The 16,256-nt window shown below is 61.1% G+C and carries 17 protein-coding genes; 5 read left to right on the top strand and 12 right to left on the bottom strand.

From position 1 onward, the window contains the following. Positions 1-124: 124 nt before the first annotated feature. The 3 genes from lysA to argH all read right to left on the bottom strand — a co-directional run bounded on the left by lysA (position 125) and on the right by argH (position 3,105). Entirely contained in the window at positions 125-1,393 is a 1,269-nt protein-coding gene (gene lysA, locus ACIK7D_RS15440) for a diaminopimelate decarboxylase (RefSeq protein WP_400156728.1), read from the bottom strand. 13 nt (positions 1,394-1,406) lie between these two features. Beyond that, positions 1,407-1,610, bottom strand: coding sequence for a lipoprotein (locus ACIK7D_RS15435; RefSeq protein ID WP_020809890.1), 204 nt, complete (start codon positions 1,608-1,610; stop codon positions 1,407-1,409). Positions 1,611-1,704: 94 nt separating this feature from the next. Beyond that, on the bottom strand, positions 1,705-3,105 hold the full coding sequence (argH, locus tag ACIK7D_RS15430) for an argininosuccinate lyase (RefSeq protein WP_400156727.1): 1,401 nt from the start codon (positions 3,103-3,105) through the stop codon (positions 1,705-1,707). A 24-nt stretch (positions 3,106-3,129) separates the two neighbouring features. On the opposite strand from argH, the gene ACIK7D_RS15425 reads away from it, so the two are divergent. Together ACIK7D_RS15425 and ACIK7D_RS15420 are read left to right on the top strand one after the other, a co-directional pair. Next, positions 3,130-3,798 (top strand): thiol:disulfide interchange protein TlpA, encoded by a 669-nt coding sequence (locus ACIK7D_RS15425; protein WP_137453754.1) that lies wholly within the window; start codon positions 3,130-3,132, stop codon positions 3,796-3,798. 137 nt (positions 3,799-3,935) lie between these two features. Next, positions 3,936-5,183 (top strand): MgtC/SapB family protein, encoded by a 1,248-nt coding sequence (locus ACIK7D_RS15420; protein ID WP_400156726.1) that lies wholly within the window; start codon positions 3,936-3,938, stop codon positions 5,181-5,183. 18 nt (positions 5,184-5,201) lie between these two features. Here ACIK7D_RS15420 and ACIK7D_RS15415 read toward each other — a convergent pair whose 3' ends face one another. The 7 genes from ACIK7D_RS15415 to ACIK7D_RS15385 form a co-directional block, all read right to left on the bottom strand. Further along, entirely contained in the window at positions 5,202-6,083 is an 882-nt protein-coding gene (locus ACIK7D_RS15415; RefSeq protein WP_003523331.1) for a 3-hydroxybutyryl-CoA dehydrogenase, read from the bottom strand. 116 nt (positions 6,084-6,199) lie between these two features. Continuing rightward, the gene (locus ACIK7D_RS15410; protein ID WP_400156725.1) at positions 6,200-7,129 is read right to left on the bottom strand and encodes an electron transfer flavoprotein subunit alpha/FixB family protein; all 930 of its coding nucleotides are present in this window, start codon (positions 7,127-7,129) and stop codon (positions 6,200-6,202) included. A gap of 25 nt (positions 7,130-7,154) precedes the next feature. Then, positions 7,155-7,901: an electron transfer flavoprotein subunit beta/FixA family protein gene (locus ACIK7D_RS15405; RefSeq protein WP_003520827.1), complete on the bottom strand. Its 747-nt coding sequence runs from the start codon at positions 7,899-7,901 to the stop codon at positions 7,155-7,157. 184 nt (positions 7,902-8,085) lie between these two features. Then, positions 8,086-8,859, bottom strand: coding sequence for a rhomboid family intramembrane serine protease (locus tag ACIK7D_RS15400; protein WP_262531413.1), 774 nt, complete (start codon positions 8,857-8,859; stop codon positions 8,086-8,088). A 32-nt stretch (positions 8,860-8,891) separates the two neighbouring features. Further along, complete coding sequence (locus ACIK7D_RS15395; protein ID WP_400156724.1) at positions 8,892-9,470, bottom strand: cob(I)yrinic acid a,c-diamide adenosyltransferase; 579 nt, start codon at positions 9,468-9,470, stop codon at positions 8,892-8,894. A gap of 1 nt (position 9,471) precedes the next feature. Next, positions 9,472-9,669: a twin transmembrane helix small protein gene (locus ACIK7D_RS15390; RefSeq protein ID WP_003520830.1), complete on the bottom strand. Its 198-nt coding sequence runs from the start codon at positions 9,667-9,669 to the stop codon at positions 9,472-9,474. 16 nt (positions 9,670-9,685) lie between these two features. Beyond that, positions 9,686-10,519, bottom strand: a complete 834-nt coding sequence (locus ACIK7D_RS15385; RefSeq protein WP_174036976.1) for an SDR family oxidoreductase — start codon at positions 10,517-10,519, stop codon at positions 9,686-9,688. 179 nt (positions 10,520-10,698) lie between these two features. Here ACIK7D_RS15385 and ACIK7D_RS15380 point away from each other — a divergent pair, with 179 nt between their 5' ends. Beyond that, the gene (locus tag ACIK7D_RS15380) at positions 10,699-11,616 is read left to right on the top strand and encodes a YihY/virulence factor BrkB family protein (protein ID WP_080820975.1); all 918 of its coding nucleotides are present in this window, start codon (positions 10,699-10,701) and stop codon (positions 11,614-11,616) included. Here ACIK7D_RS15380 and gluQRS read toward each other — a convergent pair. Continuing rightward, a complete protein-coding gene (gene gluQRS, locus ACIK7D_RS15375) occupies positions 11,584-12,483 on the bottom strand; it encodes a tRNA glutamyl-Q(34) synthetase GluQRS (RefSeq protein WP_400156723.1) in 900 nt (299 codons plus the stop codon). The genes ACIK7D_RS15380 and gluQRS overlap by 33 nt on opposite strands. Positions 12,484-12,521: 38 nt before the next feature. Here gluQRS and ACIK7D_RS15370 point away from each other — a divergent pair, with 38 nt between their 5' ends. Then, entirely contained in the window at positions 12,522-13,178 is a 657-nt protein-coding gene (locus ACIK7D_RS15370) for a DNA-3-methyladenine glycosylase family protein (protein ID WP_400156722.1), read from the top strand. A gap of 6 nt (positions 13,179-13,184) precedes the next feature. Here the strand turns inward: ACIK7D_RS15370 and ACIK7D_RS15365 are convergent, their stop codons facing one another. Continuing rightward, a complete protein-coding gene (locus ACIK7D_RS15365; protein ID WP_400156721.1) occupies positions 13,185-14,603 on the bottom strand; it encodes a short-chain fatty acyl-CoA regulator family protein in 1,419 nt (472 codons plus the stop codon). A gap of 118 nt (positions 14,604-14,721) precedes the next feature. On the opposite strand from ACIK7D_RS15365, the gene ACIK7D_RS15360 reads away from it, so the two are divergent. After that, positions 14,722-16,254, top strand: coding sequence for an acyl-CoA carboxylase subunit beta (locus ACIK7D_RS15360; protein WP_400156720.1), 1,533 nt, complete (start codon positions 14,722-14,724; stop codon positions 16,252-16,254). Positions 16,255-16,256 lie beyond the last annotated feature (2 nt).

Below are 16,256 nucleotides of genomic sequence, written 5' to 3'. Positions count from 1 at the left end.
TGCTTATATCACGGGAGCAAGGATAACATTCTTTGTGGCGAAGACGAGGGCGCCCAGGCCCTCACCCCCATTTTTTAGGCAGCTTCGCTTGATTGTGATCGGCCAACCGGTGAGGTGGGCGAGATCAATCGAGCCAGGCGGGCACGGAATCGAGCGCGATCAGCTCTTCATAGGTGCCGCGCGGGCGGATGACGTGGAACTTGTCATCCTTCACCAGCACTTCCGGCACCAGCAGGCGCGAGTTGTAGGTGCCGGCCTGCACCGCGCCATAAGCACCTGCGGAACTGACGGCGATCAGATCGCCCGGCTGCGGGGCAGCCATCTCCCGGTCCAGCGCCAGATAATCGCCGGTCTCGCAAACCGGGCCGACGATATCGGCCTTGATGCGCAGCGTATTCTCTGCCGGCTGCACCACAGGGCGGATGCCGTGATAGGCCTCATAAAGCGTCGGGCGGATGAGGTCGTTCATCGCGCCGTCGACGATCACGAAGGTCTTTTCGCCGCCGTCCTTCACATAGATCACTTCCGTCACCAGAATGCCGGCATTGCCGACGATCAGGCGGCCCGGCTCGGTCACGATCTTGCAGTTGAGGCTCTTCAGCTCGTTCTTGACGATATGGGCATAGGCATCCGGCAGCGGCGGCGGATTATTGTCATCGCGATAGGGAATGCCGAGACCGCCGCCGATATCGACGTGGCTGATCGTGTGGCCGTCGGTGCGCAGCGCCTCGACAAGTTCGCGCAGCAGCCGGAAGGCATCCTCGAAAGGCTGCAATTCGGTGATCTGGCTGCCGATATGCATGTCGATGCCGGTGACTTCGATGCCGGGCAGGGTGGCGGCATGGGCATAGACCGCCCGCGCCCGTTCATAGGAAATGCCGAACTTGTTCTCTTTCTTGCCGGTGGAAATCTTGGCGTGGGTGCGCGCATCCACATCCGGATTGATGCGGAAGGAGACATGCGCCCGCTTGCCCGCTTTCACGGCGCGCAGGTTGAGGACTTCCAGTTCCGGCTCGGATTCGATGTTGAAACAGTAGATGCCGGCTTCCAGCGCATAATCCATTTCCGCCACCGTCTTGCCGACGCCGGAAAACATGATGCGGCTTGCCGGAACGCCGGCTGCGAGTGCACGGCGCAATTCGCCGCCCGAGACGACGTCGATGCCGGCGCCGAGCTTTGCCAGCGTCTTCAGCACCGCCTGATTGGAATTGGCCTTCATGGCGTAACAGACCATGGCGTCCACATCGGCAAAGGCGCCGGAAAACACCTTGTAATGGCGCTCCAGCGTCGCAGTCGAATAGACGTAGAATGGCGTACCGACCGCCTTGGCGATCTCAGGCACGGGCACGTTTTCGGCGTGCAGCACGCCGTCGATATAGCCAAAATGGTTCACAGGCTTTTATCCGTCAGAGAAGCTTGTCGAGAATGAACGGCCGTTCCGCTGTCGCCGGCTTCGTCTCCGTTCCGTCGGCATTGCGCTTGTTGCGCATTTCGACCGGCGTGCTCGGCGGGTCGATGTCGCCCTTACGCCCGCAGGCGCTGAGAGCAAGGCTGACGGCGAGCGTCATGCCGATGGGAACGATGAGTTTACGCGCGGTTTTTGAAAGCATGAGCCTGTCCAAAGGAAATATGTGCCTCTCTGATAACGAAAAACAGGGCGCTTGTGCACCCTGTTTCTTGTGATCGCAGCGTAACGCGATTTTATCAGTTGCGTCCGCGCCACCAGGCGATCTGCTTCTTCACTTCGGAAGGGGCCGTGCCGCCGAAGCTCACGCGGCTGGCGACCGATGCCTCGACGGAGAGAACGTCGAAAACACCCTTGGTGATGCCGGGGTGGATGGCCTGCAATTCCTCAAGCGAAAGATCGGCGAGATCGCAGCCCTTCTTTTCCGCCAGCGCCACGGCATTGCCGGTCACATGGTGGGCATCGCGGAAGGGCAGGCCCGCTTCGCGCACCAGCCAGTCGGCAAGATCGGTAGCGGTGGAATAGCCCGAACCGGCGGCGGCGCGCATGCGGTCCTTGCGCACTTCAAGGTCGCGGATCATGCCGGTCATGGCGGCAATCGCCAGTTCCAGGCTCTCGGCGGCGTCGAAAACCTGTTCCTTGTCTTCCTGCATGTCCTTGGAATAGGCAAGCGGCAGGCCCTTCATCACTGTCAGAAGGGCGATCAGCGAGCCGTTGATGCGGCCGGTCTTGGCGCGTACCAGTTCGGCGGCGTCGGGGTTCTTCTTCTGCGGCATGATCGAGGAGCCGGTGGAGAAGGCATCCGACAGGCGGATGAAGCCGAATTGCGGCGTCGACCAGATGACGATTTCCTCGGCGAGGCGCGACAGATGCGTGGCGCAGATGGAGGCGATAGACAGGAATTCCAGCGCGAAATCGCGGTCGGAGACGGTGTCGATGGAATTGCGGGTCGGCTCGCGGAAACCGAGCGCCTTCGCCGTCATATGGCGGTCGATGGGATAACCGGTGCCGGCAAGGGCAGCCGCGCCGATCGGGCTTTCATCCATATGTTCGATGGCGTGGCGCACGCGGGCGCGGTCACGGCCGAACATTTCCACATAGGCCATGCAATGATGGCCGAAGGTGACGGGCTGGGCGGTTTGCAGATGGGTGAAGCCCGGCATCACCGTGTCGGCATTTTCTTCGGCGCGGTCGAGGAAGGCGGCGATGAGGGCGGTCAGCATACCCTCCGTCTTTTGCAGTTCTTCCTTGACCCACAGGCGGAAATCGAGCGCCACCTGGTCGTTGCGCGAACGGGCGGTGTGCAGGCGGCCGGCGGCGGGGCCGATCAGCGTTGCAAGCCGCGCCTCGATGTTCATGTGAATGTCTTCGAGCTTGCGCGAGAATTCGAAGTTGCCGGCTTCGATCTCTGACAGGATCGTGTTCAGGCCGTGAGTGATCTTGTCTTTATCTTCCTGCGAAATAATGCCTTTTTCCGCCAGCATGGCGGCATGCGCCATAGAGCCGCGGATATCCTGGGCGTAAAGCTTCTTGTCGAAGCCGATGGAGGCATTTATCTCTTCCATGATGGCAGATGGCCCGGAAGCGAAACGCCCGCCCCACATCTGGTTGGAGGATTTCTGATCTGTGCCGTCAGCCATGTTCGCAGTGCCCTGGAGTATTCGATGACAGAAAAAAGGCCGTTCAGGCTTCCTTCCGCCAAGTTGGTTGCAATTGCTGCCGTTGCCGGTGTCTTAAGCGGCGCGGGCGCGGTCTGGTTCAGGCATATTGGGTCTGAGAGCCCGGTTCAAGGGGCAGCGGTGACTGACGCCGGTTTATGTGAGGGGGCGGCGAACCGCATCGCCTCGCTGAAGCCGTTTCTGAAGGGGCAGGTGGCGGCCATGTCGGCCACGGACACGCCGCGCATCATTCCTCTCTCATTCAAGGGGCCGCAGGCGCAGGACATGACGCTTGCCGATCTCAAGGGCAAGGCGGTTCTTCTCAACCTCTGGGCCACATGGTGCGTACCCTGTCGCGAAGAGATGCCGGCGCTGAACGCGCTTGAAAAGGAAAAGGGCGGTAACGCTTTCGAGGTCGTGGCCGTCAATATCGATACCGGCGCGGATGAAAAACCGAAAGCCTTCATGGATGAATACAAGATCGATGCCCTGAAGCACTACCGCGACAGTTCCATGGGCGTCTTCAACGTTCTGAAAAAGGAAGGTCTCGCTTTCGGCCTGCCGGCAACCCTGCTGCTGGATGAAAACGGCTGCCTGCTTGCGGCCATGAACGGCCCGGCGGCGTGGGACAGCGAGGATGCCAAGGCGCTGGTGACAGCCGCGACTGTAAAATGATGCCGGAGGCTGGATATTGAGGGCTGTGGGCCGCAACCGCCTTCAAAGCGGGGCCTTTCCAGCGGACGGGCATGTACAGACAAGCCCGTGCCCGCCTCGTATAATGATTCTCGCTTCCGCCATGAAGGGGTGCCGATATGGAGTTGCTTATTCCCCGGCTTGGTCTTGCCCTCGCCATCGGCCTGCTTGTCGGTCTTGAGCGCGGCTGGCGGGAACGCGATGCGCCGGCGGGCAGCCGTACCGCCGGGATCAGGACCTATGGCATTGCCGGTCTGCTGGGTGGCGTCTTCGGCATATTGGCCGCCGAGCAGAACGGTGCCTTCGCCTTCGCAGCGGGTTTTCTGGGTTTCGCATTCAGTTTTTCATGGTTCAAGCTGCGCGAGGCGCGCCATGACAATGATTTCAGTGTCACTGGCGTGGTGGCGGCGCTCTGCGTCTTTGCCCTCGGCGGGCTTGCGGTAACGGCGCAATATCAGGCGGCGGCGGCTGGTGGTGCTGCCCTTGCGGCATTGCTCGCTGGCAGGGAAGTCCTCCACCGCCTGCTGAAACGGCTGACATGGATCGAACTGCGCTCCGCGCTGGTGCTTGCGGTGATGACCGCCGTCGGTCTGTCGATCCTTCCGAACCGGACAATCGATCCGTGGGGTGGGTTCAACCCCTGGGAAATATGGCTGTTCACCGTGCTCAGCGCCACGATTTCCTATTGTGGTTATATTGCCGTGCGCCTCCTCGGCTCAACCCGTGGCCTGCTGGTGACCGGGCTGGCGGGAGCCCTCGTTTCATCGACCGCCGTAACCGCCAGCTTTGGGCAGAAGGCGAAAAGCGGTGAAAACGTGTGGCCTCTCGCCGGTGTAGCGGCGCTGGCCGCGGCCGTATCGCTGCTCCGGGTCCTCGTTATCGTTCTTGCCCTTTCGCTGACGACTTTTTCCCTTATCGCACCGGCAGTACTGGCCGCTGCACTTGTTCTCGGGTTGAGCGGCGCTGGCCTGATAAGGCTGCAGGACACGCAGTCCGGACAGGAAATCGACGCAAAGAACCCGTTCGAACTGGCGCCGCTTGCGATTTTCGCCGCCCTCTTTGCCGCGACGAGAACGCTGAATGCCGTTCTTCTCGTCTGGATCGGCACGGGCGGCTTCATCGCCCTCACGGCCTTGTCGGCCATATTCGATGCCGACGTCGCCGTTCTCAGTGCGTTGCGAACCAGCGCACAGAATCTGTCGCCGGATATCGTGGCGAGCGCGATCCTCGCTGCACTCGCCGCCAACGCGGTAGGGCGCGTATTCGTCGCCGCCGTTTCCGGAACGCTCGTTTATTGCGGATTGCTTACGGCTGCATCCGTCGTCGCCGCCGGCGTCGGAGCGATCATTTACCTGCTCATTGCCTGAGGGTTCAGGTGAAGGGGTTCAGCGCGTCGGAACCGGCGTCTCGCCGCGATAGTCGTAGAAGCCGCGGCCGGATTTGCGGCCGAGCCAGCCGGCCTCGACATATTTGACCAGCAGCGGGCAGGGGCGGTATTTGCTGTCGGAAAGGCCGTCATGCAGCACCTGCATGATCGACAAACAGGTGTCGAGACCGATGAAATCGGCAAGCTGCAGCGGTCCCATCGGGTGGTTGGCGCCGAGCCGCATGGCGGTGTCGATGGCTTCCACCGAGCCGACGCCTTCATAAAGCGTATAGATCGCCTCGTTGATCATCGGCAGCAGGATGCGGTTGACGATGAAGGCCGGGAAATCCTCGGCAACGGTGATCGCCTTTTCCAGCGTCCGCACATAATCCTTCGCCGCGTCGAAGGTCTTTTCATTGGTGGCGATGCCGCGCACCAGTTCCACCAGTTTCATGACCGGCACCGGATTCATGAAGTGGATGCCCATGAACTGTTCGGGACGGTCGGTGGCGGATGCAAGCCGGGTGATGGAGAGCGACGACGTATTGGTAGCGAGCAGCGCCTCGGGCTTAAGGATCGGGCAGACCTGCGCATAAATCTTGCGCTTGATTTCCTCGTTTTCCGTCGCGGCCTCGATGACGAGGTCCATGGCCGCCAGATCGTTGATGTCGGTCGAACCGCTGATCAGCGCCAGCGCCTGCTTGCGGGCGTCGTCGGAAAGCTTGCCGTTGGTCACCTGGCGGGCGAGATTGCCGTTGATCGTGGCAAGACCGGCCTCGATGCCCTCCTTGGAAAGATCGTAGATATGCACCTTGTAGCCGGCGATGGCGGAGACATGCGCAATGCCGCATCCCATTTGACCGGCTCCAATGACACCGATGTTCTTAAAGGGGGCGGTCATAGGCTGGTCTCCTCTCAGGGATTTTGTCTGCGTTATTGCCGGCGATGTTACGCATATCGCCGAAAAAGAGAAGGCGGCGCGTTTAAAAAACGCGCCGCCTCCAATTTATGCTTAAATTACAGCGATTTTTCGAGTTCGGGCAGCGCCTCGAAGAGATCTGCGACGAGGCCGTAGTCGGCCACCTGGAAGATCGGCGCTTCCTCGTCCTTGTTGATGGCGACGATGACCTTCGAGTCCTTCATGCCGGCCAGATGCTGGATGGCGCCCGAGATGCCTGCGGCGATGTAAAGCTGCGGCGCAACCACCTTGCCGGTCTGGCCAACCTGCCAGTCGTTCGGCGCATAACCGGCATCGACGGCCGCACGGCTGGCGCCGACGGCGGCACCCAGCTTGTCGGCGACGGGAAGGATGACTTCCTTGAACTTCTCCGACGAACCGAGCGCGCGGCCACCCGAGATGATGATCTTCGCAGAGGTCAGTTCCGGACGGTCGGACGACGCCAGGGCATCGGAAACGAAGCTGGAAAGGCCCGGGTTTGCGGCAGCGCCGATGGTTTCGACTGCTGCCGAACCGCCTTCGGCTGCGGCTGCAAAGGCGGTCGGACGCACGGTGATGACCTTCTTCGCATCGGTCGCCTGCACCGTCTGGATGGCGTTGCCGGCATAGATCGGTCGCTTGAAGGTATCAGCGCTGACGACCTCGATGATTTCCGAGACCTGCGCCACATCGAGAAGCGCCGCAACGCGCGGCGTCACGTTCTTGGCCGAGGCGGTCGCCGGGGCGATGATGACGTCATAGGAAGGCGCGAGCGAGACGATCAGCGCCGCCAGCGGCTCTGCCAGCGCATTGGCATAGGAGGCGTCGTCGGCGAGCAGCACCTTGGATACGCCGGAGAGTTTTGCGGCAGCGTCAGCTGCACCCTTGGCGCGGGAGCCGGCGACCAGCACGTGGACATCGCCGCCGATCTGGGTTGCCGCCGTCAGCGTCTTTGCCGTCAGGTCGGAAAGGGTTGCGTTGTCGTGTTCTGCCAGAAGAAGAATGGCCATAAGAATATCTCCCTTTTCCGAAACCTTAGAGGACGCCGTCGGCTTTGAGCTTTTCGACCAGCTCGGCAACCGAGCCGACCTTGATGCCGGCCTTGCGGCCTGCCGGCTCTTCGGTCTTCAGCACCTTCAGGCGCGGCGAAACATCGACGCCGAAATCGGCCGGCGCCTTTTTGTCGAGCGGCTTCTTCTTCGCCTTCATGATGTTCGGCAGCGAGGCATAACGTGGCTCGTTCAGGCGAAGATCGGTGGTGACAACGGCGGGAAGCTTCAGCTCGACCGTCTGCAGTCCACCATCAACTTCGCGGGTGACCGCGACCTTGCCGTCGGACGGTACGACCTTGGAGGCGAAGGTGCCCTGGCCCCAGCCGAGAAGGGCGGCCAGCATCTGGCCGGTCTGGTTCGAATCGTCGTCGATTGCCTGCTTGCCGACGATGACGAGGCCGGGCTGTTCGGCTTCCGCCACGCCCTTCAAAAGCTTGGCGACGGCGAGCGGCTCGACAGTTTCGTCGGTCTCGATCAGGATGGCGCGGTCGGCGCCCATGGCGAGCGCGGTGCGCAGCGTCTCTTCCGCCTTGGCCGGGCCGATGGAGACGACCACGACTTCTTCGGCCTTGCCGGCTTCCTTCAGGCGCAGCGCCTCTTCCACCGAGATTTCGTCGAACGGGTTCATCGACATCTTAACATTCGCAAGCTCAACGCCTGAACCATCCGATTTTACGCGGATCTTCACGTTGTAATCGACGACTCGTTTGACGGGGACAAGAATCTTCATCGGCGGCTTTCCTCAAACTCCTGTCCGCTTTGGCCAGTTGACCGCGCGGACCTCCAAAAACAGGTTGGCGACATGGATAAGCATTTTTCCCGCAATTACAACGGAGCAATCTTCATTATCGCATGCACGCAAGGCATATCTTACGTTGACGTTCACGTAAATACTCTATCTCTTTCGCAAGAGCTCATCTGCTCCCGTCATAGCCCCGTTCGATTTGCGACAACCCCGCCGTTTGCGACGGATTCTTGAACTGTGCCGCCCTCGGCGGAACAATGGTGCGGTCAAACAGGGGAACGCCCCGCCTGCGCATGAAGATCACCATGATTGCGCCCGCCATGATGCCGCCCACATGCGCGCCCCAGGAAACGTTTTCCTCGAGCCCAAGCGCCAGCATCAGGAACTGCTGGCCGATCCACAGCGCCAGCGGAATGAAAGCGGGCAAAGGAAGCGGAATGCGCATGAGAACCAGCACCCAGACGCGCACCCTGGGATGCAGCAGGAAATAGGCCGCGACGACGCCGGAAACCGCACCCGAAGCGCCGATCAGCGGACCTTCGGAGGTGGGGGCGACGAAACCGTGAAACAGCGCGCCGGCGATGGCGCAGGCGATATAGAAGATCAGGAAACGCAAATGGCCGAGCGCATCCTCGACATTGTCGCCGAAGACCCAGAGAAACAGCATGTTGCCGGCCAGATGCCAGAAATCGAGATGCAGGAAAGCATAGGTGACAACGGTCAGGTCATCGGGCACGACCTGCAGGGCGGGTTCCAGATAGGCGTAATCGAACACCACCGCCGGAATGAAACCGAGGCCAAGGGCTGCCGCATTGGCCTCAGTATCGCTGGCAAGCACCCCGGTAAACAGCCAGACCAGCACATTGACCACGATCAGGCCGATGGTGACATATTGCAGCCGGATATGTTTGAGGGAATTCGCATCGTGCAGCGGTATGAACATCGAACGCCCTTTGGTTGCGTCATTGAAACGCTTTAGCGGTTCTTGCCGGGAACCCACAATATATCGGCCTTACCCGCATCATTGGCGAAACGGGCGGCGACGAACAGGAAGTCGGACAGGCGGTTGACATATTTCAGCGCCGCGGGGCTGACGATCTCATTCTCAGTGACGGAAAGTTCCACCATCAGTCTTTCAGCGCGCCGGCAGACGGTGCGGGCCATATGCAGGCTGGCCGCCGCAGCGCTGCCACCCGGCAGCACGAAAGAGGTCAGCGGTTCAAGGGCGGCATTGAGATCGTCGATTTCGTTTTCCAGCCGCGTGACCTGGCTTTCGACGATGCGCAGCGGCTCGTAGGAAAGCGGTTCGCCGCTTTCCGGCGTGGCGAGATCGGCGCCGAGATCGAAAAGATCGTTCTGAATACGGAAGAGCATGGCATCCAGCTTTTCCATCTCACCCGTATGCAGCCGCGCGACGCCGATGGCCGAATTGGTTTCGTCCACCGTGCCATAGGCCTCGACGCGAAGATCGTGCTTCAGGCGGCGCGGGCCGGAAACCAGCGCCGTGGTGCCCTTGTCGCCGGTACGGGTGTAGATCTTGTTCAGCTTCACCATGTCAGCGGCCGCCGCCGGTGAGCCAGAGGGTGAACATGATCAGCACAATCGCCACAGCCTGCAAAAGCAGGCGAAGCTGCATCAGCTTGTTGGAGCGGTTGGCGTCCTGCCCCTTCAGCATGTTGAAGAGGCCGCGTATCAGCACGATGACGACGAGGCCCATGACGATAAGGGCCAGAACGGTGGTGAAGCCGGACATGCGTTATTACTCCTCCTCAATCGAATCTGCGCAGCAGACGATAGAAAAGTCCGGCAGGCAAGAGCCGTTTCAGCACAAGCCCCTGTTTGGCCGGCACGGTAACGGGATAATGCGGTTTCGGCCTTTTGGCGGTCAGGGCATGTTTCAACACGGCATAAACGGCGTCCGGGCCAAGCTTGTGGCGGTTGACGGGGCCGGAACCATCCATGCGCGCCAGCTGGCGTTTATATTCCGCCGCATGGGCGGAATTTTCGAGATCGATGTGCTCGTTGATATGGGCAAGAGCCGTCGCGGTGAATTTGGAGGTGATCGGCCCCGGTTCGATCAGGCTGACATGGATGCCGCTGCCCTGAAGCTCCATGCGCAGCGTGACGCCCAGCCCCTCAAGGGCGAATTTCGAGGCGGTGTAAGCGCCGCGATAACGATAAGGCACAAGGCCGAGGATGGAGGAGCAATGCACGATGCGCCCCGCACCCCGGGCGCGCATGAAGGGAATGACCCGCCGCGTCAGATCGTGCCAGCCGAAGACATTGGTTTCGAACTGCGCCCGCAACGCTTCGACGGGCAAATCCTCTACCGCGCCCGGCTGGCCATAGGCGCCGTTGTTGAACAGCGCATCGATGCGGCCGCCGGTCCGGGCTGTGACGGTGTCCACCAGCGCGGCGATGGTTTCCGGCTTGGTATAGTCCATGATCAGGGTCTCGATGCCCTGGTTCTCAAGCGCCGCCATGTCGGCGATGCGCCGCACGGTGGCGAAAACCCGCCAGCCGTCCCGGTGGAGCGCGCCGGCGCAATGGGCGCCGATGCCCGAGGAACATCCGGTGATGATGATGACGGGTTTTTCAGACATTTGCCGCTCCGGGAAACCGACTGTTGCTCTGGCCCGATTGCCCGGCCCGTTAAAATCCTATCGCGCGAAATCCGTGCCCTTCTGGAACCGAAAGGCCAGCTTGCGCGCTGTACAAAGCGAAGCTGATTTCCCATATTCGGCTCGAAGTTACAAATGAAATGCCGATGAATGGAGGTGACATGGTTGCCGCAGTGCGCCTGGCAGGCAAGGTTGCCTTCGATGCCTATTCCCATTTCGCCGAGGATGACGGCTGGGCGATGGCGAGCCATATGGCGCTGTCCATCCTGCTGGCCCTGTTTCCGTTTCTCATTTTCGGCACGGCTCTCGCCGGCTTTCTGGGGGCCGACCAGTTTTCCGAAACGGCGGTGCATCTGATTTTCGACACGTGGCCGGAGGCGATTGCCGGGCCGCTGGCGGCGCAGGTGCAGCAGGTGCTGACCATTCCGCGCGGCGGGCTGCTGACGATTTCGGTGCTGGCGGCCGCCTATTTTGCGTCCAATGGTGTGGAGGCGCTGCGCATTTCATTGAACCGCGCCTATCGTGTTACCGAAACGCGCTGGTGGTATGTCACCCGCCTGCTCAGCCTGCTTTATGTCCTGATCGCCGTCGTGGTCTTTGCCGGCATCAGCATCGTGCTGGTTGCCGTGCCGGTCGCCACCTCTTTTGCCGAGCAGCGGTTTCCGTGGCTGACGGATGTGCTGAATACCATCTCCAGCCTCGGTCTTTACGGCACCATCGTGGTGCTGACGGCGGGGCTGGTGGCGGCGCATCTGTGGCTTCCCGCCGGCAAGCGCCGCATCTGGGATGTCTGGCCGGGCATTCTCCTGACGATGATCTTCTGGGTCATCGGGGCCGCGATCTTCGCCTATTATCTCTCCACCTTCGCCAATTATGCCGCCACCTATGCCGGTCTCGCCTCGGTGATGGTGGTGCTGGTGTTTCTTTATATGGTCGGTGTCATCTTCATGCTGGGGGCTGAGGTGAATGCCGCGCTGATGAAATACAAGGTCCGGCAGATCATCCGCCGCAATATCGGCGGCAACAGCGCGCGTCGCGAGCAGGTTCTAGAGGAGCCCGACAAGCCGGCGGATATCTGAGGGCGCAGCACCTTCCGAACGAAGGGCGGAAAGCCCGGTGCTGCCTTCGCTTTTCGAGAGCTTGCGCCCGTCCGCGCCCAAGATCAGCCGGTGATGGTGATAGGCCGGTTGCGGCAGGTCCAGCAGGTGTTGCAACAGCCGGTGAATGGCGGTGGCGTGATAGAGATCCATGCCGCGCACCACATGGGTTATGCCCTGCAGCGCATCGTCCACCACAACGGAAAGATGATAGCTCGACGGCGCGTCGGAACGCGACAGCACCACATCGCCCCAAAGCGCTGGCAGGGCCTCGATCTGTCCCGTCTCGCCATCGCCGCTCTCCTGCCAGAACAGGGGGCTGCCGGCGGCGCGGATCGCCTTTTCCATATCGAGCCGCCAGGCGTGCGGACGGCCGGAAGCGAGCAGCGCATCCCGTTCCACCCTTGGCCTCTCCCGGTCTATGGCCGGGTAAAGTGGCGCGCCATCGGGATCGCGGGGCCAGAGCCCGCCCTCCGCCTCGAAAGTACGAACGATTGCCCTGGTTTCTCCACGGCTCAGAAAAGCAGGGTAAGCAAGTCCTGCCTTGATCAGACTTTCCAGCGCGACACGGTACTCTTCGAAATGCTCCGATTGCCGCCGCGCAGGTTTTTCCCAGTCGAGACCCAGCCAGCCAAGATCGTCATAAATTGCCTGTTCCAGCTCCGGGGTGCAGCGTGTCTGGTCTATATCCTCGATGCGCAGCAGAAAGCGGCCGTCATTTTCCCGCGCCATATCGTGGTTCAGGAAGGCGGAAAGCGCGTGGCCGAGATGCAGCAGGCCGTTGGGGCTTGGTGCGAAACGGTAAACCGGTTTTTGACGGAGAGGCGAAGGCATGGTTTCTTCTGCCATGTTTTAAAGCACCCCGCCAGCGGCTGGCGGCATATGGAATGACGGACATGAAAATCATTACCGGGATGGATGACATCAGCGAAGGGCTGGAGCATCTCGCCCAACTCGATCCGGCTCTCGGCCTCGTCATCGAAAAAGCCGGTCCGCTGGAACTGCGCATTCATGAGCCCGGCTTTTCCGGCCTTGCCCATATCGTCGTCTCGCAAATGGTGTCGCGCGCCAGCGCCAATGCCATATGGGCGCGTATCCTTGCCGGCACTGGCGGCGCAGTCACGGCGGAAAATTATCTCGGTGTACCGGCGGAATTGCGTGCCACCTTCGGCCTTTCGCGCGCCAAGGCGACGACGCTGGAAGGGCTGGCGCGCGCCGTCACGGAAGGGCAGATCGATCTTGACGGCGTGGTGCGCAAGGAGGGCCGTGCGGCCCTTTCCGAACTGGTTGCGCTTCGCGGTATCGGCCCGTGGACGGCGGAGGTCTATCTGATGTTTTGCGGCGGGCACCCGGATATTTTTCCGGTCGGCGATGTGGCGCTGAGATCGGCGGTGGCTCATGCGCTAAGCTTGGAGGTCAGGCCGGATGCGAAATGGCTGGCGGAGCGGGCAACAATCTGGTCGCCATGGCGCTCCGTGGCCGCCCGGCTTTTCTGGGGCTATTATGCCAACATCATGCGGCGCGCCATGGTGCCGCTGCCCTGAGCTTGGTCAAAAATCGGCGATACTGTAGGGCAGGGCTCCGCGCGAAAGATGATCGAAATGCAGCTTGCGTTTCAGCGGCGGCACGGCGCGCTGCACGCAATCCACCCTCTCGCAGACCCGACAGGAAATGCCGATGGCTTTGAAGGAAGCCGCATTACCGAGATCGAGCGTATCGGCATAAACGAAATTCTGCGCGTGTGAAATTTCGCAGCCAAGCGCTATGGCATAACGCGGTCTTTCCGTGTTGAAACCGGCGCCGGCCTTTTCGATCTGCGTGGCGATGGAAAGGTAGCGCACGCCGTCAGGTGTTTCCGCCAGCTGCCGTACGATCCTGTCGGAGCTTTCGAAGGCTTGATGGATATTCCACAGCGGACAGGCCGCGCCGAAACGGGCAAATTGTAGCCGCGTGGCGCTGTGGCGTTTGGTGATGTTGCCGGCGCGGTCGATCTTGGCGAAAAAGATCGGCACGCCTTTCATGCCCGGGCGCTGCAAGGTGCTCAGCCGGTGGGCCACCTGCTCAAGGCTCGCGCCGAAACGCACGGCGAGAAGCTCGAGATCGTGGCGTAGCTCCTGCGCCGCCCGGTGAAATTGCCCATAGGGCAGAATGAGCGCTGCGGCGAAATAATTGTGCAGTCCGATACGACAGATTTCGGCCGCTTCCGTGTTGCGGAAACCGGCGCCGGCCAGCACCCTGTCCACCGTCGCGCCAGCGTGAAGCTGGGCGATCTGCAATGCAAGCTGAAAACAGCGGGTCGGCGCGGCCATGTAGGAGCTGAGGGCGAGCGTCTTGCCAGCAGGATCGAAGTGCCGGATCAGACCGCCCGCCGCCTCGGTTCGGGTGATATGGATGCCGTAACGGTCGCGCAGATGCGCCGCCAGAATGCCATAGGTCTCGCCGCCTTCTATCTCCAGTTCTTCCGCCAGCTCCTCGGCCAGAAGATCGATCTCGGCGACGTAATTGTCGACGAAGTGGAAGAAGTCACGCACCTCCTCATAGGGGGTTCTTTCCACCTGCGCTGTGCCGCGGCCCAGCCGGTCATCCAGCTGCACCAGCTGCTCGCTGTTCTGCCGGTAAGCTTGATGGGCGCGCAGCAGCGCGTGGGCAAAACCGGGCGCGTTCTGGGCAATCAGCTTCAACTCCTGAAGCCCCGGTTCGTAATTCAGGAACAACGGGTCTTTCAGCGCCTCGCGCACGGCGGAAACCAGCCGGTCGCTTTCACCGGTCGCCAGTTCCGCCATGTCGAGCTGGAATTTTTCCACCAGCGTCACCAGAACGCTGGCCGAAACCGGGCGTTGGTTATTCTCGATCTGGTTCAGGTAACTTGCGGAGATGCCCAGCCGTTCGGCGAATTGCGCCTGCGTGGCGCGGGCGTTTTCGCGAAGGCCGCGAACCTTGCGGCCGATGAAGAGTTTTTCCGTCGCCATGTTGCAACTTTGCAAAATTAAACATTGCAAATATTTATGGCACGCATACGCGCACGATCAAGGCTTCTTGGCGAATGTTTTCTGGGCTATTGATCGTGGCACAACGCATGGAGGAAACATGCCCGGCATTCTGGAGCAATTGGAAACGCGGCGCGCTGAGGCGCGGCTCGGCGGCGGCGTCAAGCGCATCGAGGCGCAGCACGCCAAGGGCAAGCTGACGGCGCGCGAGCGTATCGACGTGCTCCTGGATGAAGGTTCCTTCGAGGAATACGACATGTACGTCACCCACCGGGCGGTGGATTTCGGCATGGCGGAGCAGAAGGTGGCGGGTGACGGTGTCGTTACCGGCTGGGGCACCATCAATGGCCGTCAGGTCTATGTGTTTTCCCAGGATTTCACCGTTCTTGGCGGTTCGCTCTCGGAAACCCATGCCCAGAAAATCTGCAAGATCATGGATATGGCGGTGCGCAACGGCGCGCCGGTGATCGGCCTCAACGACAGCGGCGGCGCGCGTATTCAGGAAGGCGTGGCCTCGCTCGGCGGTTATGCCGATGTGTTCAAGCGCAATGTCATCGCCTCCGGCGTCGTGCCGCAAATTTCCGTCATCATGGGGCCTTGTGCGGGCGGTGCGGTTTATTCGCCGGCCATGACCGATTTCATCTTCATGGTGCGCGACACCTCCTACATGTTCGTCACCGGGCCGGATGTGGTCAAAACCGTGACCAACGAGATCGTTACGGCTGAGGAACTGGGTGGAGCCTCCACCCATACGAAAAAATCCTCCGTCGCCGACGGCGCTTATGAAAACGACATCGAAACGCTGGAACATGTGCGGCTGCTGTTCGATTTCCTACCGCTGAACAATCGCGAAAAGCCGCCGGTGCGCCCGTTCCATGACGATCCGGCGCGGCTGGAAGCACGGCTCGATACGCTGATCCCCGACAGTTCCAACAAGCCCTATGACATGAAGGAACTGATCCACGCGCTGGCCGATGAGGGCGATTTCTTCGAGTTGCAGGAGGCTTTCGCCCGCAACATCATCACCGGCTTCATCCGTCTCGAAGGCCAGACGGTGGGCGTCGTGGCCAACCAGCCGATGGTGCTGGCCGGCTGCCTCGATATCGACAGTTCGCGCAAGGCGGCACGTTTCGTGCGCTTTTGCGATGCCTTCAATATTCCGCTGCTGACGCTGGTGGATGTGCCGGGTTTCCTGCCCGGCACCGCACAGGAATATGGCGGCGTCATCAAGCACGGCGCGAAACTTCTCTTCGCCTATTCGGAAGCGACGGTGCCGATGGTGACGCTGATTACCCGCAAGGCCTATGGCGGCGCTTATGACGTGATGGCCTCCAAACACATCGGCGCGGATGTGAATTACGCCTGGCCGACGGCGGAAATTGCCGTGATGGGCGCGAAGGGTGCGGCGGAAATCCTCTATCGTTCCGAGCTTTCCGATCCGGAAAAGATCGCCGCGCGCACAAAGGAATATGAGGAGCGTTTCGCCAATCCCTTTGTGGCGGCGGAGCGCGGTTTCATCGATGAGGTCATCATGCCGCATTCCTCACGCCGCCGCATCGCCCGCGCCTTCGCGTCGCTGCGTAACAAGAGCGTGGAAACCCGCTGGAAGAAACACGACACTATTCCGCTCTGAGA

It is taken from the genome of Agrobacterium sp. P15N1-A, from assembly GCF_044626815.1.
GTDB classification, from domain to species: Bacteria; Pseudomonadota; Alphaproteobacteria; order Rhizobiales; family Rhizobiaceae; genus Agrobacterium; species Agrobacterium leguminum.
The sequence above is the reverse complement of the archived record's forward strand: the minus strand, read 5'-3'. Positions and strand labels throughout refer to the sequence as shown.

Excerpts from the sequence above, each read along its gene's own strand:
- ACIK7D_RS15400 (WP_262531413.1), bottom strand. The coding sequence starts at position 8,859 with ATGTTCATACCGCTGCACGATGCGAATTCCCTCAAACATATCCGGCTG.
- ACIK7D_RS15360 (WP_400156720.1), top strand. The coding sequence starts at position 14,722 with ATGCCCGGCATTCTGGAGCAATTGGAAACGCGGCGCGCTGAGGCGCGG.
- ACIK7D_RS15410 (WP_400156725.1), bottom strand. The coding sequence starts at position 7,129 with ATGGCCATTCTTCTTCTGGCAGAACACGACAACGCAACCCTTTCCGAC.
- ACIK7D_RS15385 (WP_174036976.1), bottom strand. The coding sequence starts at position 10,519 with ATGTCTGAAAAACCCGTCATCATCATCACCGGATGTTCCTCGGGCATC.
- ACIK7D_RS15365 (WP_400156721.1), bottom strand. The coding sequence starts at position 14,603 with ATGGCGACGGAAAAACTCTTCATCGGCCGCAAGGTTCGCGGCCTTCGC.
- ACIK7D_RS15390 (WP_003520830.1), bottom strand. The coding sequence starts at position 9,669 with ATGTCCGGCTTCACCACCGTTCTGGCCCTTATCGTCATGGGCCTCGTC.
- gluQRS (WP_400156723.1), bottom strand. The coding sequence starts at position 12,483 with ATGGCAGAAGAAACCATGCCTTCGCCTCTCCGTCAAAAACCGGTTTAC.
- ACIK7D_RS15435 (WP_020809890.1), bottom strand. The coding sequence starts at position 1,610 with ATGCTTTCAAAAACCGCGCGTAAACTCATCGTTCCCATCGGCATGACG.
- ACIK7D_RS15370 (WP_400156722.1), top strand. The coding sequence starts at position 12,522 with ATGACGGACATGAAAATCATTACCGGGATGGATGACATCAGCGAAGGG.
- ACIK7D_RS15415 (WP_003523331.1), bottom strand. The coding sequence starts at position 6,083 with ATGACCGCCCCCTTTAAGAACATCGGTGTCATTGGAGCCGGTCAAATG.
- ACIK7D_RS15380 (WP_080820975.1), top strand. The coding sequence starts at position 10,699 with ATGGTTGCCGCAGTGCGCCTGGCAGGCAAGGTTGCCTTCGATGCCTAT.
- ACIK7D_RS15405 (WP_003520827.1), bottom strand. The coding sequence starts at position 7,901 with ATGAAGATTCTTGTCCCCGTCAAACGAGTCGTCGATTACAACGTGAAG.
- ACIK7D_RS15395 (WP_400156724.1), bottom strand. The coding sequence starts at position 9,470 with ATGGTGAAGCTGAACAAGATCTACACCCGTACCGGCGACAAGGGCACC.
- ACIK7D_RS15420 (WP_400156726.1), top strand. The coding sequence starts at position 3,936 with ATGGAGTTGCTTATTCCCCGGCTTGGTCTTGCCCTCGCCATCGGCCTG.
- ACIK7D_RS15425 (WP_137453754.1), top strand. The coding sequence starts at position 3,130 with ATGACAGAAAAAAGGCCGTTCAGGCTTCCTTCCGCCAAGTTGGTTGCA.
- argH (WP_400156727.1), bottom strand. The coding sequence starts at position 3,105 with ATGGCTGACGGCACAGATCAGAAATCCTCCAACCAGATGTGGGGCGGG.